The organism is Nocardiopsis sp. NRRL B-16309 (assembly GCF_001279585.1).
GTDB lineage: Bacteria > Actinomycetota > Actinomycetes > Streptosporangiales > Streptosporangiaceae > Nocardiopsis.
In genome coordinates this window covers 147,879-166,136 of record NZ_LGEC01000002.1, presented here as the reverse complement: position 1 = coordinate 166,136, position 18,258 = coordinate 147,879, and the positions used below count along the sequence as shown (strand labels likewise).

Genomic DNA, 18,258 nt, shown 5'->3' with positions numbered 1-18,258 from the left:
GGTGAGGGGCGGGGCGGGGGCCGGAGGCGGCGGAGTCAGCCCTTGACCGCGCCCATGGTCAGGCCGGAGACCATGCGGCGCTGGACGATCAGGAAGAAGATCATCACCGGCACGGTCAGCAGGGTGGAGGCGGCCATGATCGACCCCCACTCGATGGACACGGCGCCGAAGTAGTACTGGAGCGAGATTGGCAGCGTGTAGGCGCCCGTGTTGTTCTGCAGGAACGTGAACGCGACGACGAACTCGTTCCAGCAGGTGATGAAGGCGAAGATGCTCGCCGCGGCGAGTCCGGGCGCGACCAGCGGCATGAGGATGCGCCAGAAGATGGTCCAGCTGCCGGCGCCGTCGATGGCCGCGGCCTCCTCCAGGTCCTTGGGCACGGCGTTGACGAAGTTGCGGACCATCAGGATGGTGATCGGCAGGGACACCGCGACGTAGACCACGAACACGCCGGCGAGGTTGTTCACCAGTTCCATGTCCAGGGTCCGGCCCAGGTGGAAGAAGTTGACGAACAGCGAGATGATCAGCGCCTCGACCGGCACCATCTGGATGACCAGCAGCAGGACGATGAACACCGAGCGCAGCCGGAACCGGTACCGCGCGACGCCGACCGCCGCGAGCAGGGACAGCAGCGCCGCGACGATGACCGCGCCCAGGGTCACGATGAGGCTGTTGGTGAGGAACGACCAGAACGAGGTCCCCGGGATGAGCACCCCGGACAGGACGCGCTCGAAGTGCTCGAAGGTGATCGTGCGCGGCAGGAGCGTGGGCTCGCGGGTGAAGATCTCCCCGGTGGGCCGCAGCGCGGTGGCCAGGACCCAGTAGACCGGGAAGACCGCGAAGGCCAGGACCGCGAGGGCCGCGGTGTACAGGCCGACCCTGCCGGCGGTCCTGCGCATGCGGTGGACGTTGTTCATCGGGTCTCCCCCTGGCGGATCATCACTCGCAGGTAGTACGCGGTGATCGCGAGGACCAGGACGGTCATGATGACGGCGATCGCCGACCCCATGCCGTAGTTCGGCGGGGTCGAGGCGAAGCCGAGTTGGTAGATGTAGACGGGCAGCAGGGCCACCTCGCGGTTGGTGACGCCGCCGGCGAGGATGAACAGCTGCGTGAAGATCCGGAAGTCCCAGATCACCTGGAGGACGAGCAGCAGCGCGAACAGCGGCCGCAGCATGGGGAACGTGACGTTCCAGAAGCTCTTCCAGGCGCCGGCGCCGTCCATGCGGGCGGCTTCGTAGAGCTCGTTCGGGATGCTCTTGAGCCCGGCCAGCACACTGATCGCCACGAACGGGAACGACTGCCACACGACGGTGACGATCAGGATCGGGAAGAGCGTGCTCGGGGAGTTGAACCAGTTGAACTCCTCCCAGCCCGATCCCACGAGCCAGTCCGGCAGCGCCGCCATGATCGAGTTGAACAGGCCGTACCGCGTGTCGAAGAGCCACCGGTAGACGATCGCGGCGCTGATGACGGGCGTGGCCCAGGCCAGCATCAGGCCCAGGCCGAGGATGGTGGAGGCCCAGGTGGGGAGCTTGTTGAGCAGGATGCCCACGAGGGTTCCCAGGACCATCGTCACGACCACCATGGCCAGGCACACGACGATCGTGTTCCGGAAGATCTCCCAGAAGCGCGCGTCGGTCAGGACCGCTGTGTAGTGGGCGAAGCCGTTCCACTCCGCTTCCTGGCCCTGGAGCTGCCGCAGCCCGTAGTCGTGCAGCGACATCCACACCATCTGGACGATCGGCCAGAGCAGGACCACGGCCAGGGCCGTGAGGGCGGGGAGGATGAGGAGGTAGGGCGCGAGCGCTCGGCGTCGCGGCACCAGCTTCGAGCGGATGCGCGGCCGGGGCCCCTGCGGATCGTCAGGGGTGGTGGCGCGTTCCAGCGTTTGTGTCATGGCTGTTCTCACCTGGCGGTTGGACGGGGCGGCCGTCGGTCCGACGGCCGCCCTAGGGCGAGTACCTGCGGAACACGCCCTAGCCGTGCGCGGGAGCGCGCGGCCGTGGCTGCTCTGTGACTACTCGGTGGGGCGGTTGAGCGCCTCGGTGAGCTCGTCGTTCAGCTCGGGGAGCACGTCGTCCGCGGACTCGCCCTCGGCCATGCGCTGCACGGCGGTCTGGACCGTGGTCAGCTCCCACTGGACGTGGCCCCAGTTGGGGGTGTCCGGGAACAGGCGCAGGTCGCCGGTGGCCTGGGTGGCGGCGCCGGCCAGGACGGGGTCGTTCTGGAAGGTCTCGCTCTCCAGCACGTCGCCGTAGGTCGGGAACATCGAGGAGACCTCGTTGTAGGGAAGCGCGTTCTCCTTGCTGTTCAGCGTGGTGATGTAGTCGAACGCGGCCTCGGGGTGCTCAGAGGTGCCCCACACGGCCAGGTCGGAGCCGCCGCCGAAGGCGGGGGCCATGCCGTCCACACCGGGGATGGGCGCGGTGGCCCACTGGTCGGCGTGCTCGTCGTTCAGGTCCTCCAGCTGGGCCCTCGCCCACGGACCGTCGATGAACATCCCCAGGTCGCGGTTGACGAAGTCGGCGTGCGCGCAGTCGACCTCGTTCAGACCGATGCAGGCGCTCGGCGACACCCCGTCCACCGTCAGGTCCGCGTAGAACTCCAGGGCCTCGGTGGTCTCGGGGGAGTCCAGCTGCCCGGTCCACTCCTCGCCCTCGAGGGTGGCGAACTCGCCGCCGTTGGCCCACACGAAGCTGGCGATGCCGTTGAGGAAGTCGGTCGGAGCGGCGAAACCGGGAACGTCGTACTCGTCCTCGATGTCGGCCGAGACCTCCAGGAGCTCGTCCCAGGTCGCGGGCGGCTCGTGGCCGAGCTCGCGCAGCCAGTCGGCGTTGTACCAGAGGGCGCGGACGCCGCTGTACCACGGGACGCTGTACTGGGCGTCGCCGAAGGTGCCGTTGGCGTAGGCGCCCTCCAGGATGTCCTCGCGGTCCTCCCAGCCCTCGGCCAGTTCGGCGACGTCGTAGAGCGCGCCGGCGTCGGCCCACGTGGGAACCTGGTCGTTGCCGATCTCGACGACGTCGGGGCCGCCGCTGACCATCGCCGTCTGGAACCGCTGGGAGAACTCGCCCCAGGGGACCCACTGCACGTCGACCTCGGTGTCGGGGTAGAGCTCCTGGTACTGCTCGGAGACCGAGTCCATGAAGGCGTTCTGGTCCTCGGTGGCGTCACCCATCCGCCACACGGTGAGGGTCTCGGGGCCTTCGGCGGAGCCGCCCCCGCCGCCCTCGTCGGAACCTCCGCCACAGGCGGCGGCGAGCATGACCACGGCCGAGGCCGCGGCGATCTTGGTGAACTTCATGGTGTACCTGTCTCCCTTCGCACGGCGCGCTGGGGCTCGACGCCTGTGCTCGACGCGGCCTGGGATCATAGGTGATCCGACCGCTTCGACGACTGTGTGGGAACTGTGCTGGGATCGCACGTTGGCCGCCCCGCCGGTGCGGGTGCCGAGGGGTCCGTGTCCGCGAACGACTCGGACCTTTCGGGACGTGACCTCCTGTGAGGTTGTGAGCTAAATTAACAGGAAACTTTCCTAATAAAAACAGGGTGAGGTGTCACGGTTATGTCTCAACGTCCGGGAACTCCCCGGCTGCTACGCCAGCTCAACGACCGCGCGGCGCTGGAACTGCTCCTCTCCGCCGGTCCGCTGACCAGGACGCAGCTGGGCACGAGAACAGGACTGTCCAAGGTGACCGCCTCCCAGCTCCTGGCCCGGCTGGAGGAACGCGACCTGGTCCGCGTGGTCGGCAGCAAGGCCGGCGGCCGCGGGCCCAACGCGGCGCTCTACGCGGTCGTCCCAGAAAGCGCTTACGTCGCGGCCCTGGACGTCAGCGCGAGCCGCGTGACGGCGACGATCGCCGACATCACCGGCCGCGTCATCAGCGAGGTGAGCGTCGACCCCAGCGCCTCGGACGATCCCGTCGCGCTGGTGCACACCGCGGTGATGCGCCTGGCGGAGAAGGCGGGGGTCCCCCTCGACCGGGTCCGCGCCTGCGTCATAGGCACACCCGGCGTCGTCGATCCGCGCACGGGCGACATCCGTTTCTCCTTCGATCTCATGTCCTGGCACGAGGGGGTGCTGGAGGCCCTGCGGGCCGATCTCAAGCGGTCGGTGGTGATCGAGAACGACGTGAACCTGGCCGCCCTGGCCGAGCACGCCGAGGGCGCCGCCTCCGGGGTGGCCGAGTTCGTGCTGATCTGGCTCAGCGCGGCGGGCGGCGTCGGCATGTCCACGATGATCGACGGGCGCATCCACCGCGGCCGCTCGGGCGGCGCGGGCGAGATCGGCTACCTGCCGGTGCCGGGCGCGCCGATGCCCAGCGACATCGGGCTGTCCGGTGGCTACGAGTCGCTGAGGGACCACTCCGAGGACCTGCCCCACGGGTTCCAGGCCCTGGTCAAGGCCAACCAGGTGGTCCGGCTGGCGGCCGAGCACGGCATCACCGGTGAGGACGTGGTGGACGTCGTCAGCGCCGCCTCCGCGGCCGGGACCCCCGACGCCGACGCCTTCCTCGACGCCTTCGCCGAACGCCTCGCGCGCGGGGTGGCCGCCGTCAGCGTCGTCATCGACCCCGGCCTGGTGGTGCTCGGCGGCGACGTGGCCAGGGCGGGCGGCGCCAAGCTGGCCGCGCGGGTGGAGGCGGCGACCGCCAGGATCGGGCCCAACGCCACCGAGGTCGCGCAGGGCACGGTCGAGGGCAGCCCCGTGGTCCGGGGGGCGCTGCTGCACGCCCTCGAACGCGCGCGCGAGGAGGTGTTCTCCTCCACCGTGTGAGGAGCGGCCGACCGTGGCACGGCGTCAGCCGACGGGCTCGGAGGACGTGATCACCCGCATGGAGGCGTCCGCCCGCCCGTCCCCGAGCTCGGCCGGGACGTCGGGGGACGGCCGGTGGGAGCGGCCCGCCTCCGGGTCGCCGATCTCCCCGGCATGCATCCAGCGCTCCGGTACCCCCCTCTCTCCTCGTGCCCGGGCGCCGGGCGCGACGGGGGAGGGCGAGGGGCGCCGGATCGAGCCTCGGGCTTGCCCCGGACCGGTCAGCCCGGTTCCCTCGCCATCACGATCCGCGGTAGCACCCGGATCGGAGCCTCCGCCTCCCACAGGCGCGCCAGCTCCGGCCCCCACGCCGCGCGGGGCAGGGGAGCGAAGCCGCGTGCGGTGTACCAGGGCCCGTTCCACGGCAGGTCGCGGAACGTGGTGAGCGTGATCCTCGTGTGGCCCGGCGCGGCGGCCTCGGCGCACACGGCCGCCAGCAGGGCCGAGCCGACGCCCCGGCGCCCGTGGCCGGGGTCGACCGCGATCTGTTCCAGGTGGGGGTGCCCGTCGACCACGACGGTCGCCGCCAGGCCGCACGGCCGCCCGTCGGAGTCCACCGCGACCAGGACGCGGTCGGCGTGCGCCAGCAGCGCGCGGGGGTCGTCCGGGGGCAGCTCCACCCCCGCGTCGGCGAACACCGTGTCCGCCGCGAGTGACACCCGGACCAGGTCCGGCTCGTCCCCGGCCCGCATCGGTCGGATCCGCACGTCCGCGCCCCTCTCTCGGTGTCTCGTCCGGTGCCATCGTTGCCTGTTCGCGGTGCGTCCGCCACCGCACCACCGCCCGTCAGTCGCGCAGGCGCAGGCCCTTGGGCGTGACGTGGAACCCGGCGGACACCAGCGCCGCGTCCAGCGGCGTCCCGAAGACGTCGGCGCCGTCGGCCCGCTCGACGACCACCGGCCCCAGCCCGCGCTCGCGCACGGTCGCCGCGAGCACCGTGGCGGCGCGTTCCAGGAGGGCCGGGGACGCACCGAAGGTCACCGCCGAGCGTCCGCCCAGGTGCAGGTAGAGCGTGGGCCCGCCGTCGTCGAGCACCACCAGCGCGTGCCCGACCCGGGCCGGCCGCCCGGCGCCCTCGCGGCCGGTCGGCGGCCAGGGCAGGGACTGCCCGTAGGGATTGGCGGGATCGGTGGCGGCGAGGACGACGCGTCCGCCCCCGTCGGCCTCGGCGCCCGCCGTCCCCCGAGTGCCCCCCGACACCTCTCCGGAGGTGCCTCCCGACACCGCGCGCAACCGGTCCACCGCGCCGGGCAGCGCGAACTGGGCGCCGCCCAGCCCCTCCACGAAGTAGCCGCGGCGCACCTGCCCCGACTCCTCCATCGACCGCAGCACCTGGTACTCCTCCCGGGAGATGCCCCGGCCCTGCGACCCGTAGGTCACCAGGCCCTGCTCGTCCAGCTTGGCCTGCGCACGCGCGAGCGCCCGCCGGGTCGGGTCGGCCTCGCGCTCGGGAAGCGCCGACCACCGCCCGGCGGCCGTGGGCGGCCCCGACCGCGACGGCATCACCGGCCGTCCCCGGCGCCCGGCACGCGCGGGTGAGCGCCTGCGCACCGACCCGGCCCCCAGCAGGGCCCGCAGGGGGGCCAGGGAGTCGTTGGTCACGTGCCCCGCCCACAGCAGGTCCCACAGCGCCTCCACCAGCGCGGCGTCGGAGACCACCGACCCCAGGGCCCGGGAGGCGCGGTCGGACAGGTCCCGGAAGAACAGCCCGCCGCCCCCCGACAGGGCCTCCAGGACGGCGGAGGCGACGGGCTCGGTCTCCGCGTCCACGGGATGTGGGTCCGGCAGCAGCACGGCCGCCTCGTCGGCGGGCACCAGCGTCAGCCACCCGTCGTCCCCGGGCAGGCCCGCCCGCCGTCCGCCACCGCCGCCCCCGGCGGATGGCCTCCGGGCGCGGCGCCCCCCGCCCAGACCCGCCCACACCACCTCGCCCGCCTGGGTCAGCGCGTCCAGCGCCACCGGCGCGTAGCCCTCGACCCGGGCGGGCAGCACGCTCGACTCCAGGTCCGGCGCGGCGATCGGCGCACCGCGCATCGCCTCCACGGCGGCGAACACCGCGTCCGGACCGCGCAGCCGTTCACCGGGGACCGCGTGCTGCCATCGCGGGACGAACCGGGCCAGCGCCGACGGCGGCACCGGCTCGACCTCGCGGCGCAGCCGGGCGATGGAGCCCCGCCGCAGCCGCCGCAGGACGTCGACGTCGCACCACTCAGTTCCGCCCCCCGCCCTGCGCCCGCCAGCGCCCGTGGGCGGCTCCGCGGTGGGACGGGCACCTTCGATGGACGTCGGCGGCGCGGTTCCCACCTGTCGCTCACCATCGTCTGTGGGCGGATCCGCGGCGGGGCGTGTCCCCTCGGCGGATGTCCGGGGCGCGGTTCCCCAGGGGCGGAACTCACCGCGGACGACCCGCCCCGACTCCGCCAGCTCCCGGAGCACGCCCAGGACCACGTCCTCGGACAGGCCCAGGCGCTCGGCCGCCTCCGCCGCCGTGAACGGGCCGTGCGTGCGCGCGTACCGCGACACCAGGTCGCGCCGCGGTGCGTCCACCGGCTCCAACAGGGCCTCGGGCACTCCCGGGGGCGGGACCGTGCCGATCGCGTCGCGCAGCCGGGCCGCGTCCTCCACCGCGTACCAGCGGTCGGCTCCCGCCACGGGGCCGCGCACGACGCGCCCGGCCTTCGCCAGGTCGTCCAGCCACGCGGGACGCACACCGCGTTCGGCCGCCTCCCGCGTGGTCAGCGGACCGATCTCCCGCAGCAGGTCGGCGGCGGCCTCCGCGTCCCGGACCGGGGCCGCGATGCGCTGGAGGAGGGCGTCGGTGTGCTCCACGACGTCGGGGTCGAGCAGTTCCCGCAGGTCCACCGCGCCCAGCAGGTCGGCCAGCAGGGAGGAGTCCAGCGTGAGCGCCTGCGCGCGCGACTCCGCGGCCGGGGCGTCCCCCTCGTAGAGGAAGGCCGCCGTGTACTCCATCAGCAGCGACTGGGCGAACGGCGAGGCCCGCTCGGTGCGCACCTCGACCACGCGGACCCGCCGGGACCGGATGTCGGTGAGCAGTTCCACCAGGGCCGGGACGTCGAACACGTCGCGCAGGCACTCGCGCACGGTCTCCAGGACGATGGGGAAGGACCCGTACCGGCCCGCGACCGACAGCAGGTGCGCCGAGCGCAGCCGCTGCTGCCACAGCGGCATCCGCTTGTCCGGGCGCTGGCGCGGCAGGAGCAGGGCGCGGGCCGCGCACTCGCGGAACCGGGCGGCGAACAGCGCCGAGCCGGTCAGCTCCTGGGTGACCAGGTCCTCCACGGAGTCCGGATCGAAGGCGACCAGGTCGGTGAGCTCCCGGGCGAGGACGGCGGCGTCGTGCTCGATGTCGGGCAGCCGGATCACGATGCCGTCGTCGCCGTGCACGACCTGGGCGTCCACCCCGAAGCGCTCGCGCAGCCGGCCGCCGAGGGCCAGGGCCCAGGGGGCGTGCACCCGTGCGCCGAGCGGGGAGTGCAGCACCACGCGCCAGTCGCCGACCTGGTCGCGGAAGTGCTCCAGCACCACCGTGCGGTCGTCGGGCGCCTGCCCGGTGGCCTCGCGCTGCTCGGTCACGTAGGCGACGAGGTTGTCGGCCGCCCAGGGGTCCAGCCCGGCGGCGCGGGCGCGCTCGACGGCGTCGTCGGGATCGGCCGCGGCCAGTTCCCTGGTCAGCGCGCCCACGGCCCGGCCCAGCTCGGCCGGGCGGCCCATCGAGTCCGCCTTCCAGAACGGCATGCGGCCGGGGCGGCCCGGGGCGGGGGAGACCAGGACGCGGTCGGCGGTGATCGCGTCGATCCGCCAGGAGGTCGAGCCGAGGACGAAGACGTCGCCCACCCGCGACTCGTAGACCATCTCCTCGTCCAGCTCGCCGACCCGGGTGGGCGCCCGCCCGGTGCCCGCGGTCCCGGACAGGTGCACCGAGTACAGGCCGCGGTCGGGGATGGTGCCGCCGCTGATCACCGCGAGCCGCTGCGCGCCGGGCCGGGCCCGCAGGACGTCGGCCTCGCGGTCCCACACCACCCGGGGCCGCAGCTCGGCGAACTCGTCGGAGGGGTAGCGGCCCGAGAGCATGTCCAGCACGGACTCCAGGACGGAGTCGGCCAGCCGGGCGAAGGGCGCGGCCCGGCGGACGAGCGCGGCGAGGTCGGCCACCGGCCAGTCGTCCATGGCGACCATCGCGACGATCTGCTGGGCCAGGACGTCGAGCGGGTCGCGCGGTATCTCCAGGCGCTCGATGTCCCCCGCGCGCATGCGCTCCACGACCACGGTCGCGGCCAGCAGGTCCCCCCGGAACTGGGGGAAGAACACCCCGCGCGAGGTCTCCCCGACCTGGTGCCCGGCCCGGCCCACGCGCTGGAGCCCGCTGGCGACGGAGGGCGGCGACGCCACCTGCACGACCATGTCGACGGCGCCCATGTCCACCCCCAGCTCCAGGCTGGAGGTCGCGACGACGCACCGCAGGCGGCCCGCCTTGAGGTCGTCCTCGATGAGCGCGCGCTCGGCCTTGGAGACCGATCCGTGGTGGGCCCGGGCGATGACGGGCTCGCCGCCCCTGCTCTGCCCGGACTGCCCGATGACGTCGGCGGCGTGCTCCTCCGGTGGCAGCCCGCCCTCGTGGAGTTCGGCGTGCAGGTCGTTGAGCCTGGCGCAGAGCTTCTCCGCCGTGCGGCGGCCGTTGGTGAACACGATCGTCGAGCGGTGGGCCTCGACCAGGTCCAGCACCCGCCGTTCGACGTGCGGCCAGATCGACCCCCGCGAGAGCGGGACGGAGCCGCCGGGGTCGGCGCCGGCGGAACCGGCGGGGCCCGGGCCGGGCTCCTCCATGTCGGGGACGGGCACGACCACGCTCAGGTCCATGTGCGGGGTGTCGTGCGGGGCGACCATGGAGGCGCCGCCGAGGAACTCCGCGACCAGTTCCGGCGGGCGGACCGTGGCGGACAGGCCGATGCGCTGGGCGGGCCGGTCCAGCAGGTCCTCCAGCCGCTCCAGGCTCAGGGCCAGGTGGGCGCCGCGCTTGGTGCCCGCCAGCGCGTGCACCTCGTCCACGATCACCGTCTCCACACCGGCCAGGCTCTCGCGGGCCCTGGAGGTCAGGACCAGGAACAGGGACTCGGGGGTGGTGATGAGGATGTCCGGCGGGCGGGTCGCCAGGCGCCGCCGCTCGGCGGCCGGGGTGTCGCCGGTGCGCACGCCGACGGTGACGGGGGACAGCGGCAGGCCCTGGTCCCGCGCGGCGGCGGAGATCCCGGCCAGCGGGGCGCGCAGGTTGCGCTCGATGTCGACGGCCAGGGCCTTGAGGGGGGAGACGTAGACGACGCGGCAGCGGCCGTCACCGGGGGACCGGGTGAGCCGGTCCAGCGACCACAGGAACGCCGAGAGCGTCTTGCCGGACCCGGTCGGGGCGACCACCAGGGTGTCGCGGCCCCGGGAGATCGCGTCCCAGGCCTGGGCCTGCGCGGGTGTGGGGCCGCCGGGGAAGGCCTGGTCGAACCAGGTCCGGGTCGCGGTGCCGAAGCGTTCGCCGATCATGCCGACAGTGTGCCCGCCGCGGCCGACGAACGCGGTCAGGGGTGCCGTGCGCGTCGGGCGGATCACCGATACTGGGGCCGATGAGACTCTCGGATTTCTGGCACAACATGCACGAACAGTTCGGCGAGGCCTACGCGGAGAGCCTGGCCAAGGACTACGTCATCGAGGGGCTCGGCTCGCGCACGGTGCAGCAGGCCCTCTCCGACGGCGTGGCGGCCAAGCGGGTGTGGAGGGCGGTGTGCGAGGCGTTCGACCTCCCGACGAACGCCCGGTGAGGCGACGGGTCCTCGAACACAAGTTCGGGTAGTGTGGGTTGTCCACAGGCGTTCGTCCGGCATCGCGTTTGTCGTAGCGACGGCGTAGCGTCGTGCGCATCATGAAGAAGAAGGCATCCACCCAACAACAGGGGTACCCCGTGGCATCTGGTGACCGAGACAAGGCTCTCGAAACAGCTCTCGCACAGATCGAGCGGCAGTTCGGCAAGGGTTCCATCATGCGGTTGGGCGACGACGAGCGCCCGCCCATCGAGTCGATCCCGACCGGCGCGATCGCGCTGGACGTCGCGCTCGGCATCGGCGGTATCCCGCGCGGCCGCATCGTGGAGATCTACGGACCGGAGTCCTCCGGAAAGACGACCGTCGCGCTGCACGCCGTGGCCAGCGCCCAGAAGTTGGGCGGCATCGCCGCGTTCGTGGACGCCGAGCACGCGCTCGACCCCGTCTACGCCAAGAAGATCGGCGTCGACACCGACGACCTCCTGCTCTCCCAGCCGGACACCGGTGAGCAGGCGCTGGAGATCGTCGACATGCTGATCCGCTCCGGAGCGGTCTCCATCATCGTCATCGACTCCGTGGCGGCCCTCGTGCCGCGTGCGGAGATCGAGGGCGAGATGGGCGACAGCCACGTCGGCCTGCAGGCCCGGCTGATGTCCCAGGCGCTGCGCAAGATCGCCGGTGCCCTGCACCAGACCGGCACCACCGCGATCTTCATCAACCAGCTGCGGGAGAAGGTCGGCGTCATGTTCGGGTGCATGAATTACAGCACCCGAGTCACCCTTGCCGACGGCACACAGGAGAAGATCGGCAAGATCGTCAACCAGAAGATGGATGTCGAGGTCCTCTCCTACGACCCCGAACGGGACGAGGTCGTGCCGCGCAAGGTCGTCAACTGGTTCGACAACGGTGTAGCCGACGAGTTCCTGCAGTTCACCGTCGCTCGATCCGGTAAGAACGGGCGTTCGCAGTTCGCGGCGACCCCGAACCACCTCATCCGTACGCCTGGCGGTTGGCGACAGGCGGGCGAGCTCCTGCCCGGTGACCGTGTTCTTTCCGCTCAGACCCACTATCTGAGCGAACAGCAGATCCAGGTCGTCCTCGGGTCGGTGATGGGCGACGGCACACTCTCCGCGAACACCAGGGGTCGCGAAGGCACCCGGTTCAGGATGGGGCATGGGCAAGAGTCCTACCTGGACTGGAAGGTCTCGCTGCTGGACAACATCGGCCACTCTCGAACCACCAATGACAAGGGCGCGGTATTCGCCGACTTCACACCGCTTCCGGAGCTGGCCGAGCTTCGGGAGGCTGTCTACTTCGGTGATGGAAAGAAGCACCTGAGCTGGGAGTACCTGAAGAAGATCACGCCGCTCGCACTCGCGGTCTGGTACATGGACGACGGCTGCTTCACGGTTCGGTCCAAGGGCGTCCAGGCTCGGACGGAGGGCGGCAGCGGGCGCATCGAGATCTGCGTCGAAGCGATGAGCCCTGGTACGCGCGAACGGCTCACCGATCACCTGCGTGACACCTATGACCTGGACGCCAAGCTCGTCGTTCGGGGAAGCCGCCGCATCCCTTACATCCAGTTCACCACAGCGGCCAGTGCCAAGTTCCAGGAGCTTGTGGCGCCCTACGTGCACGAGTCGATGAGCTTCAAGCTGCTTCCGCGCTTCCAGGGCCGGTGCCGGGTGGTTCCGGAGCGCTCCGAGCCGGTGGAGCGCCTGGTGGCCTCCCCGATCCTGGACATCCAGGTCAAGCCGGAGACCCGCAGCATGCACAAGTTCGACATCGAGGTCGAGGGGAACCACAACTACTTCGTTGACGGTGTCATGGTGCACAACAGCCCTGAGACGACGACCGGCGGCAAGGCGCTCAAGTTCTACTCCTCGGTGCGCCTGGACGTCCGCCGGATCGAGACGCTCAAGGACGGCACCGACGCGGTCGGCAACCGCACCCGCGTCAAGGTCGTCAAGAACAAGGTGGCCCCGCCCTTCAAGCAGGCCGAGTTCGACATCCTCTACGGCGTGGGCGTCTCGCGCGAGGGCAGTCTGATCGACCTGGGCGTGGAGCACGGCATCGTCCGCAAGTCCGGTGCCTGGTACACCTACGACGGCACCCAGCTCGGCCAGGGCAAGGAGAACTCGCGCAACTTCATGCGCGAGAACGTCGACCTGGCCAACGAGATCGAGAAGAAGATCAAGGAGAAGCTGGGTATCGCGGTCAAGGGCGACGACAGCGCCTCCGGCCCCGGCGAGTCGGCCAAGCCCGCGGCCGACGCGGCGGCCAAGGAGCCCGCGAAGCCGACCGCCAAGCGCACGGCGGCGGCCAAGACCACCAAGGCACCCACGACGCCGGATGCGTGAGGCCGGGGAGCACGTGGAGGATCCCGAGGCCAAGGCGAGAGCCCTGTGCCTGCGGATGCTCTCGCATTCCCCGCGCACCCGGGCCCAGCTGGAGCGGGCCCTGCACCGCCGCGAGTTCCCGGACGAGGTCGTGCGGTCGGTGCTGGGCTCGTTCGACGAGGTGGGCCTGATCGATGACGAGGCCTTCGCCCAGGCGTGGGTGAGCTCCCGGCACCACGGTCGGCGGCTGTCCCGGAGCGCGCTGGCCCGCGAGCTGCGCACCCGGGGGGTCGAGGAGGACACCGTGCGCGAGGCGGTCGCGCAGCTGTCGGACGAGGACGAGGCGGAGGCCGCCCGCGACCTGGCCCGGCGCCGCCTGGCCACGACGAGGGGCAAGGACAAGGAGGTCCGCATCCGGCGGGCCCTGGGCGTCCTCGCCCGGAAGGGCTACTCCGCGGGCCTGTCCTACCGGGTGGTCCGGGAGGAACTCGAACGCGAGGGCGTCGAGGCGGAGCTGTACGACCCGGACCTGTAGGCCGTGTCGTGTGCCGCGAGGACCGGTGGCCGGGCGGATAGCGGCTCGACCGGTCGGGCGGTCGGCCGTTGAGCCAGGATTCGGCCGGTCAGACGTCCGTGCGGTCAGTGGCCGGGCGAATCAGCGGTCGGCCGTTGAGCCAGGATTCGGCCGGTCAGCCGTTCTGGTGTTCGTGCCGACGGGCCTCCTCGGCGACCGGCGTCCCGTTCTCGTCCGCCTCCGGCGCCGCCGAAGGTGAGATCTCCGGAGCGGCCGCCTCCGGGCGGTCCGGCGGAGTCGTGGACAGGGTGAGCGGCCGCACGCCGACCCCGAAGTCGGTGCCGAAGACGCGGGCGTAGAACGCGAGTTCGGTGTCCAGCGCCCGGATACGGGCCTGGGCCGAGCGGAAGCCGTGGCCCTCGCCCTCGAACTCCACCAGGGCGTGCGGGACACCGCGTTCGCCCAGCGCCGTGGCCATCGCGCGGGCCTGGTCCGGTGTGACCACCGGGTCCTCGGTGCCCTGGAGCAGGAGCACGGGGACGTCGATCTCGTCGATCCGGTTGATGGGCGAGCGCTCCCGGTAGCGTTCGGTGAAGCCCGGCAGCGTGCCGACCAGCGAGTCCAGGAAGCGGGACTCGAAGTCGTGGGTGGTCTCGGCCAGGCCGAGCAGGTCGGCCACCCCGTAGTAGGACACCCCGCAGGCGAACGTGTCCGCGGTCAGGGACAGCAGCGCCGTGAGGCCGCCCGCGGACGGACCACGGATGGCCAGGCGGTCGGGATCGGCCAGGCCCTGGTCCACGAGGGAGCGCGCTACGCCGATCGCGTCCTCCACGTCCACCACGCCCCACTCCTTGTGCAGCCGCTTGCGGTAGGAGCGGCCGTAGCCGGTGGATCCGCCGTAGTTGACGTCGGCCACGCCGATGCCCCGACTCGTGAAGTAGGCCTTGACCAGGTCGTACTCCGTGGTGCTGTGCGAGACCGGCCCACCGTGCGCGTGGACGACGAACGGCGCGGGCCCCGACCCCTCGGGCGGGTACACGTTTACGTGGACCGGCGCGCCGTACCTGCCGGGAAGCGTCTGGGCCTGCGGGACGGGGATCCTGACCGGCGCGGCGCCGCCGTCGGCCGTGCCCGTGGCGCCGTCCGCACCGGTGCCGGGCAGATCGCTGGTGCGCAGGACCTCGATGCTCCCCGTGGCCGGGTCCAGGCGGACCAGGCACGGCGGCGTCGTCGGTGAGGCGGCGATGGCCACGACGGACTCCCCGTCGGAGTCCAGCTGGGACCAGGAGGTCAGGCCGGTCGGGATCGGGGTCAGATCGAGGGTGTCGGGGTCGTAGAGGCCGGGGGTCATGTCGGCGTGTCCGTGTAGTGCGACGACCTTTCCGGAGGACAGCACCTGGAACGAGCGGTGGCCCAGGCGCCACGGCGGGACGTGGAACTCCTCCTCGGCCGGGTACAGGGCGATCGCCTGGCCCTTGAGGCCCGCCTGGTAGAGGTTCCACCACCCGGGCCAGTCGGAGGCGAGGTAGAGCGTGGAGTCGTCCACCCACAGGGGGGAGAGGACCGACTCGTCCACACCGCCCTTGAGCGTGTACTCGGCGCCCTCGCGGGGGACCACGCGGAGTTCGGTGCCGTCCCACGGCATGCGCGGGTGGTTCCAGCGGACGTAGGCCAGGTGGCCGCCGTCCGGGGACTCGGTGGGGGAGGCGTAGAAGTCGGCGCCGGAGGCCAGCTCACGGATGGCCGAGGGATCCTGGGCCCCGCGTCCGGACAGCGGCACGGCGACCACGGAGCGGCGGACGCCGCCGCCGCGCCCGCTGCGGCTCCGGTGCCGCGGGGCCGCACCGGCGGGTCCGCCGACCCCGGCGCCACCGGCCGCACCACCGGCACCGGACAGGTCAGCGGTACCTGACAGGCCAGCGGTACCCGCCGCACCGACCGCACCAGCGCCACTTGCTGTACCGGTCGGACCGGCCGCACCAGCGGTACCGGCCGCACCAGCGGTATGGGCCGCACCGGTCGCACCAGCAGCATCGGTCGCGCTAGCGGTACCGTCCAGGTCAGCGGTACCGGAGGTTCCAGCGGCATCGGCCGCACCGGTCGTACCAGCGGCATCGGCCGCACTGGCGGTACCCGCTGCACCGGCCGTGTCAGTCGTGCCAGCCGCACCATTGGTCCCGGCGGTACCGGCCGTACCGGCCGTACCGGCGGCATCGACCGTGTTCCCGGCGGCCCGGCCGTTCCCGGCGACCCCGGTGAGCGATGCGTCCGTGACCGGCGCCCCGGCCGCCGCCACCGCATCGGGTGCCACACCTGTGCCGAGTTCCCCGTCTGCGCCGGATTCCCCGCCCGTGCCGCCCGTCGCCCGCGTGTCGGCCGGGCCGTGCTCCTCGCGCACGCACAGCACCGCGCGCCCGTCGGCGCTGAGCGCGAAGTCCGCGTAGCGCAGTCCCGCCTTCGTGGCGGGCTCCGGGGTGAGGGGAACCGGCTCCTTGGCGTCGCGCTCCCACAGGTACAGGCGCTGGTCCTCGGCGTGGGCGAACACCACTCCCATGCGCGGAATGGCCTTGTCGTCGCGTCGGGGCACGGGCAGGAACGAACGGCCCCCGTATTCGTGCACGCGGTTGCCGACACCCCACGGGGCGGGCAGGAGTTCGCGCACGGTGCCGTCGGCGTCGCGTCGCATGAGGGTGACCCGGCGCTCGTCGGGGCGTTCCTCCTCCCACCAGACCTCGTCGCCCACGACGGAGGGGAAGGCCATCCGGCGCACTCCTCGGGCGACGTCACCGGCGGTGATGGGCTGGGGGTTCGACAGTTCAGACATGTCCCGCTCAGGAATGGGTCTAGATCAGATGACATGTCGACCTTAGTCGTGAAGTGTCGCCTGCGGGAGACCCGCCTCGCCGACACGTCGAGCGTTACCGCGCATGACGGCCCGAAGGCGCGATCATGCACCGGGTATCGTTTTCCATTCGTGATTGCAGTGACACAGCGGGGGAGTTCCCCCCGTTCTATGCTTTCGCGGATATCACCGGTGACGCACGGTCGACGGGGGCGGTGGACGAGAGCCGCCAAGGGGCCGTGCCCGCCGAACTGCTACAGGAGGATGCCAGCGATGAGCAAGGGACGCAGGACCACGCGGGCTTCCGTGGCTGTCGCCGCGGCCGCCGTGGTCGCCCTGTCGGCGTGCGCCGCCCCGGAGGACGTGGACGGGCCCGGAGCAGGCGACGAGGACGCGGACACTACTTTCCTCCAGCTCGCGACGGGCTCCACCGGCGGTACGTACTACCCGCTCGGTGGCGAGATCGCGCAGCTGTGGACCAACAACATCGACGGCATCCAGGTCGACACGCTCGCGACCGGTGCCTCCGTGCAGAACATGCGTGCTCTGGAGGGCTCGACCGAGGACGCCGAGGCCGGTGAGATCGAGCAGAGCGAACTGGTCATGGCCGTCAACGGCGTGGCGATGCAGGCGCAGGCCGGCACCGGGCCGTTCGAGGAGGAGCCGCTCGCCAACCCGGACGACATCCTCGCCCTCGGCAACATCTACCCCGAGGTCATGCAGGTCGTCGTGAACGCCGACTCCGACATCGAGTCGATCGCCGACCTGGAGGGCGCCGACGTCGAGATCGGCCCGCCCGGCAGCGGCACCGAGGTCGCGGCCCGCCAGATCCTCGAGGCCTACGGCATCGACCCGGACGAGGACATCAACGCCTTCGACAGCACCTTCGGCGACGCCGCCACGGCGCTGGGCGACGGTCAGGTCGACGCCGCGTTCGGCATCCTGTCGGTGCCCGCGGCCGGCATCGTCGAGGTCGGAGCGAGCAACGAGGTCCGCCTGCTGCCGATCGACGGCGAGGAGGCCGAGGGCCTCATCGAGGCCGACCCGAGCTACAGCCCGCTCACCATCGACGGCGGCACCTACAACGGCCAGGACGAGGACGTCGTCACGCTGACCCAGTGGGCGACGCTCTACGCCACCTCCGGGCTGGACGAGGACCTGGTCTACGACCTGGTCAGCGTCATGTACCAGAACTCCGGCGACATCGCCCACGACGTCGGCAGCCAGGTCCAGCTGGACACCGCGGTCGACGGCCTGGGCTCGATGGAGCTGCACCCGGGCGCCGAGCGCTTCTACGAGGAAGAGGGCGTCCTCGACTGATGACCGCTTCGCTCAGGGCCGCTCGGTGGACGCCGGGCGGCCCTGCGCGTGTGGGGTCCGCGTCGGCGGTCCTGCGGGCGGCGGGCGCGGCGCTGGCCGCCGCGGCCGTCCTCCTCACGGCGACCGGTTCGGCCGACACGGGGACCGCCTGGTTCTCCGTGCGGCCGACCACCCCGTCGGCGGACGCACCGGGTCCGGTCGCCCTCGTGCCGCTGGCGGTCGGGGACCGGATCGAGCTCACCCACACGCACTCGGTCCACCGCCGTCCCGTGTACGAGGTCTTCTCGGTCTCGGCCGACGCGGGACTGGCGATGGAGGAGATGCGGTTCGACGCGCACGGAGCGAACCTCCCCTCCGGGCCCGAGACCATCGGCGGCGTGACCACCACGTTCGTCCGCGACGGTTCCGGCTACGTGGTCGACCACCACGGGCGTCCGATCGGGACGGTACGGATGGTGGTCGGCACGGCCGACGTCGACCACCGGTTGGCCGCAGGCGGCCGCGAGATCCGGCTCCTGGATCTGGTTGGACCGGGCACGGTCGTGGAACTGTACGTGCAAGCACATCGGGTGGCCCCATCCGGTGAGTGATGGGGGAAT

The 18,258-nt window shown here is 72.1% G+C and carries 13 protein-coding genes; 6 read left to right on the top strand and 7 right to left on the bottom strand.

Annotation, left to right across the window (positions count from 1 at the left end; translation table 11 throughout):
• Positions 1 to 35: 35 nt before the first annotated feature.
• The 3 genes from ADL05_RS00650 to ADL05_RS00640 form a co-directional block, all read right to left on the bottom strand.
• Complete coding sequence (locus ADL05_RS00650) at positions 36 to 917, bottom strand: carbohydrate ABC transporter permease (RefSeq protein ID WP_053614842.1); 882 nt, start codon at positions 915 to 917, stop codon at positions 36 to 38.
• The gene (locus ADL05_RS00645; protein ID WP_053614841.1) at positions 914 to 1,900 is read right to left on the bottom strand and encodes a carbohydrate ABC transporter permease; all 987 of its coding nucleotides are present in this window, start codon (positions 1,898 to 1,900) and stop codon (positions 914 to 916) included. The genes ADL05_RS00650 and ADL05_RS00645 overlap by 4 nt, the downstream gene beginning before the upstream one ends.
• 120 nt (positions 1,901 to 2,020) lie before the next feature.
• Positions 2,021 to 3,307 (bottom strand): extracellular solute-binding protein, encoded by a 1,287-nt coding sequence (locus ADL05_RS00640; protein ID WP_053614840.1) that lies wholly within the window; start codon positions 3,305 to 3,307, stop codon positions 2,021 to 2,023.
• Between the two features lie 261 nt (positions 3,308 to 3,568).
• Between ADL05_RS00640 and ADL05_RS00635 the strand changes: the two genes are divergently transcribed.
• The gene (locus tag ADL05_RS00635; RefSeq protein ID WP_053614839.1) at positions 3,569 to 4,780 is read left to right on the top strand and encodes an ROK family transcriptional regulator; all 1,212 of its coding nucleotides are present in this window, start codon (positions 3,569 to 3,571) and stop codon (positions 4,778 to 4,780) included.
• 24 nt (positions 4,781 to 4,804) lie between these two features.
• Here ADL05_RS00635 and ADL05_RS32090 read toward each other — a convergent pair whose 3' ends face one another.
• From ADL05_RS32090 to ADL05_RS00625, 3 genes are all read right to left on the bottom strand, one after another.
• Positions 4,805 to 4,939: a hypothetical protein gene (locus ADL05_RS32090; RefSeq protein ID WP_255351828.1), complete on the bottom strand. Its 135-nt coding sequence runs from the start codon at positions 4,937 to 4,939 to the stop codon at positions 4,805 to 4,807.
• A gap of 101 nt (positions 4,940 to 5,040) precedes the next feature.
• Positions 5,041 to 5,511 carry a GNAT family N-acetyltransferase gene (locus tag ADL05_RS00630; protein ID WP_053614838.1) on the bottom strand — a complete coding sequence of 157 codons (471 nt, stop codon included), beginning with the start codon at positions 5,509 to 5,511 and terminating at the stop codon, positions 5,041 to 5,043.
• A gap of 94 nt (positions 5,512 to 5,605) precedes the next feature.
• Positions 5,606 to 10,369: a DEAD/DEAH box helicase gene (locus ADL05_RS00625; protein WP_053615038.1), complete on the bottom strand. Its 4,764-nt coding sequence runs from the start codon at positions 10,367 to 10,369 to the stop codon at positions 5,606 to 5,608.
• An 80-nt stretch (positions 10,370 to 10,449) separates the two neighbouring features.
• Between ADL05_RS00625 and ADL05_RS29195 the strand changes: the two genes are divergently transcribed.
• The 3 genes from ADL05_RS29195 to recX all read left to right on the top strand — a co-directional run bounded on the left by ADL05_RS29195 (position 10,450) and on the right by recX (position 13,518).
• Positions 10,450 to 10,644: a DUF3046 domain-containing protein gene (locus ADL05_RS29195; protein ID WP_082375997.1), complete on the top strand. Its 195-nt coding sequence runs from the start codon at positions 10,450 to 10,452 to the stop codon at positions 10,642 to 10,644.
• Positions 10,645 to 10,745: 101 nt separating this feature from the next.
• On the top strand, positions 10,746 to 13,004 hold the full coding sequence (gene recA, locus ADL05_RS00620) for an intein-containing recombinase RecA (RefSeq protein WP_053615037.1): 2,259 nt from the start codon (positions 10,746 to 10,748) through the stop codon (positions 13,002 to 13,004).
• The gene (gene recX, locus ADL05_RS00615; protein ID WP_053614837.1) at positions 12,997 to 13,518 is read left to right on the top strand and encodes a recombination regulator RecX; all 522 of its coding nucleotides are present in this window, start codon (positions 12,997 to 12,999) and stop codon (positions 13,516 to 13,518) included. The genes recA and recX overlap by 8 nt, the downstream gene beginning before the upstream one ends.
• 154 nt (positions 13,519 to 13,672) lie before the next feature.
• On the opposite strand, the gene ADL05_RS29190 is transcribed toward recX, so the two are convergent.
• Positions 13,673 to 16,321: a prolyl oligopeptidase family serine peptidase gene (locus ADL05_RS29190; RefSeq protein ID WP_231640546.1), complete on the bottom strand. Its 2,649-nt coding sequence runs from the start codon at positions 16,319 to 16,321 to the stop codon at positions 13,673 to 13,675.
• 291 nt (positions 16,322 to 16,612) lie between these two features.
• Between ADL05_RS29190 and ADL05_RS00605 the strand changes: the two genes are divergently transcribed.
• A complete protein-coding gene (locus ADL05_RS00605; RefSeq protein ID WP_053614836.1) occupies positions 16,613 to 17,659 on the top strand; it encodes a TAXI family TRAP transporter solute-binding subunit in 1,047 nt (348 codons plus the stop codon).
• A 50-nt stretch (positions 17,660 to 17,709) separates the two neighbouring features.
• Entirely contained in the window at positions 17,710 to 18,249 is a 540-nt protein-coding gene (locus ADL05_RS29185) for a DUF1850 domain-containing protein (protein ID WP_231640545.1), read from the top strand.
• Positions 18,250 to 18,258 lie beyond the last annotated feature (9 nt).

Excerpts from the sequence above, each read along its gene's own strand:
- ADL05_RS00650 (WP_053614842.1), bottom strand. The coding sequence starts at position 917 with ATGAACAACGTCCACCGCATGCGCAGGACCGCCGGCAGGGTCGGCCTG.
- ADL05_RS00645 (WP_053614841.1), bottom strand. The coding sequence starts at position 1,900 with ATGACACAAACGCTGGAACGCGCCACCACCCCTGACGATCCGCAGGGG.
- ADL05_RS00640 (WP_053614840.1), bottom strand. The coding sequence starts at position 3,307 with ATGAAGTTCACCAAGATCGCCGCGGCCTCGGCCGTGGTCATGCTCGCC.
- ADL05_RS00635 (WP_053614839.1), top strand. The coding sequence starts at position 3,569 with ATGTCTCAACGTCCGGGAACTCCCCGGCTGCTACGCCAGCTCAACGAC.
- ADL05_RS32090 (WP_255351828.1), bottom strand. The coding sequence starts at position 4,939 with ATGCATGCCGGGGAGATCGGCGACCCGGAGGCGGGCCGCTCCCACCGG.
- ADL05_RS00630 (WP_053614838.1), bottom strand. The coding sequence starts at position 5,511 with ATGCGGGCCGGGGACGAGCCGGACCTGGTCCGGGTGTCACTCGCGGCG.
- ADL05_RS00625 (WP_053615038.1), bottom strand. The coding sequence starts at position 10,369 with ATGATCGGCGAACGCTTCGGCACCGCGACCCGGACCTGGTTCGACCAG.
- ADL05_RS29195 (WP_082375997.1), top strand. The coding sequence starts at position 10,450 with ATGAGACTCTCGGATTTCTGGCACAACATGCACGAACAGTTCGGCGAG.
- recA (WP_053615037.1), top strand. The coding sequence starts at position 10,746 with ATGAAGAAGAAGGCATCCACCCAACAACAGGGGTACCCCGTGGCATCT.
- recX (WP_053614837.1), top strand. The coding sequence starts at position 12,997 with ATGCGTGAGGCCGGGGAGCACGTGGAGGATCCCGAGGCCAAGGCGAGA.
- ADL05_RS29190 (WP_231640546.1), bottom strand. The coding sequence starts at position 16,321 with ATGTCTGAACTGTCGAACCCCCAGCCCATCACCGCCGGTGACGTCGCC.
- ADL05_RS00605 (WP_053614836.1), top strand. The coding sequence starts at position 16,613 with ATGAGCAAGGGACGCAGGACCACGCGGGCTTCCGTGGCTGTCGCCGCG.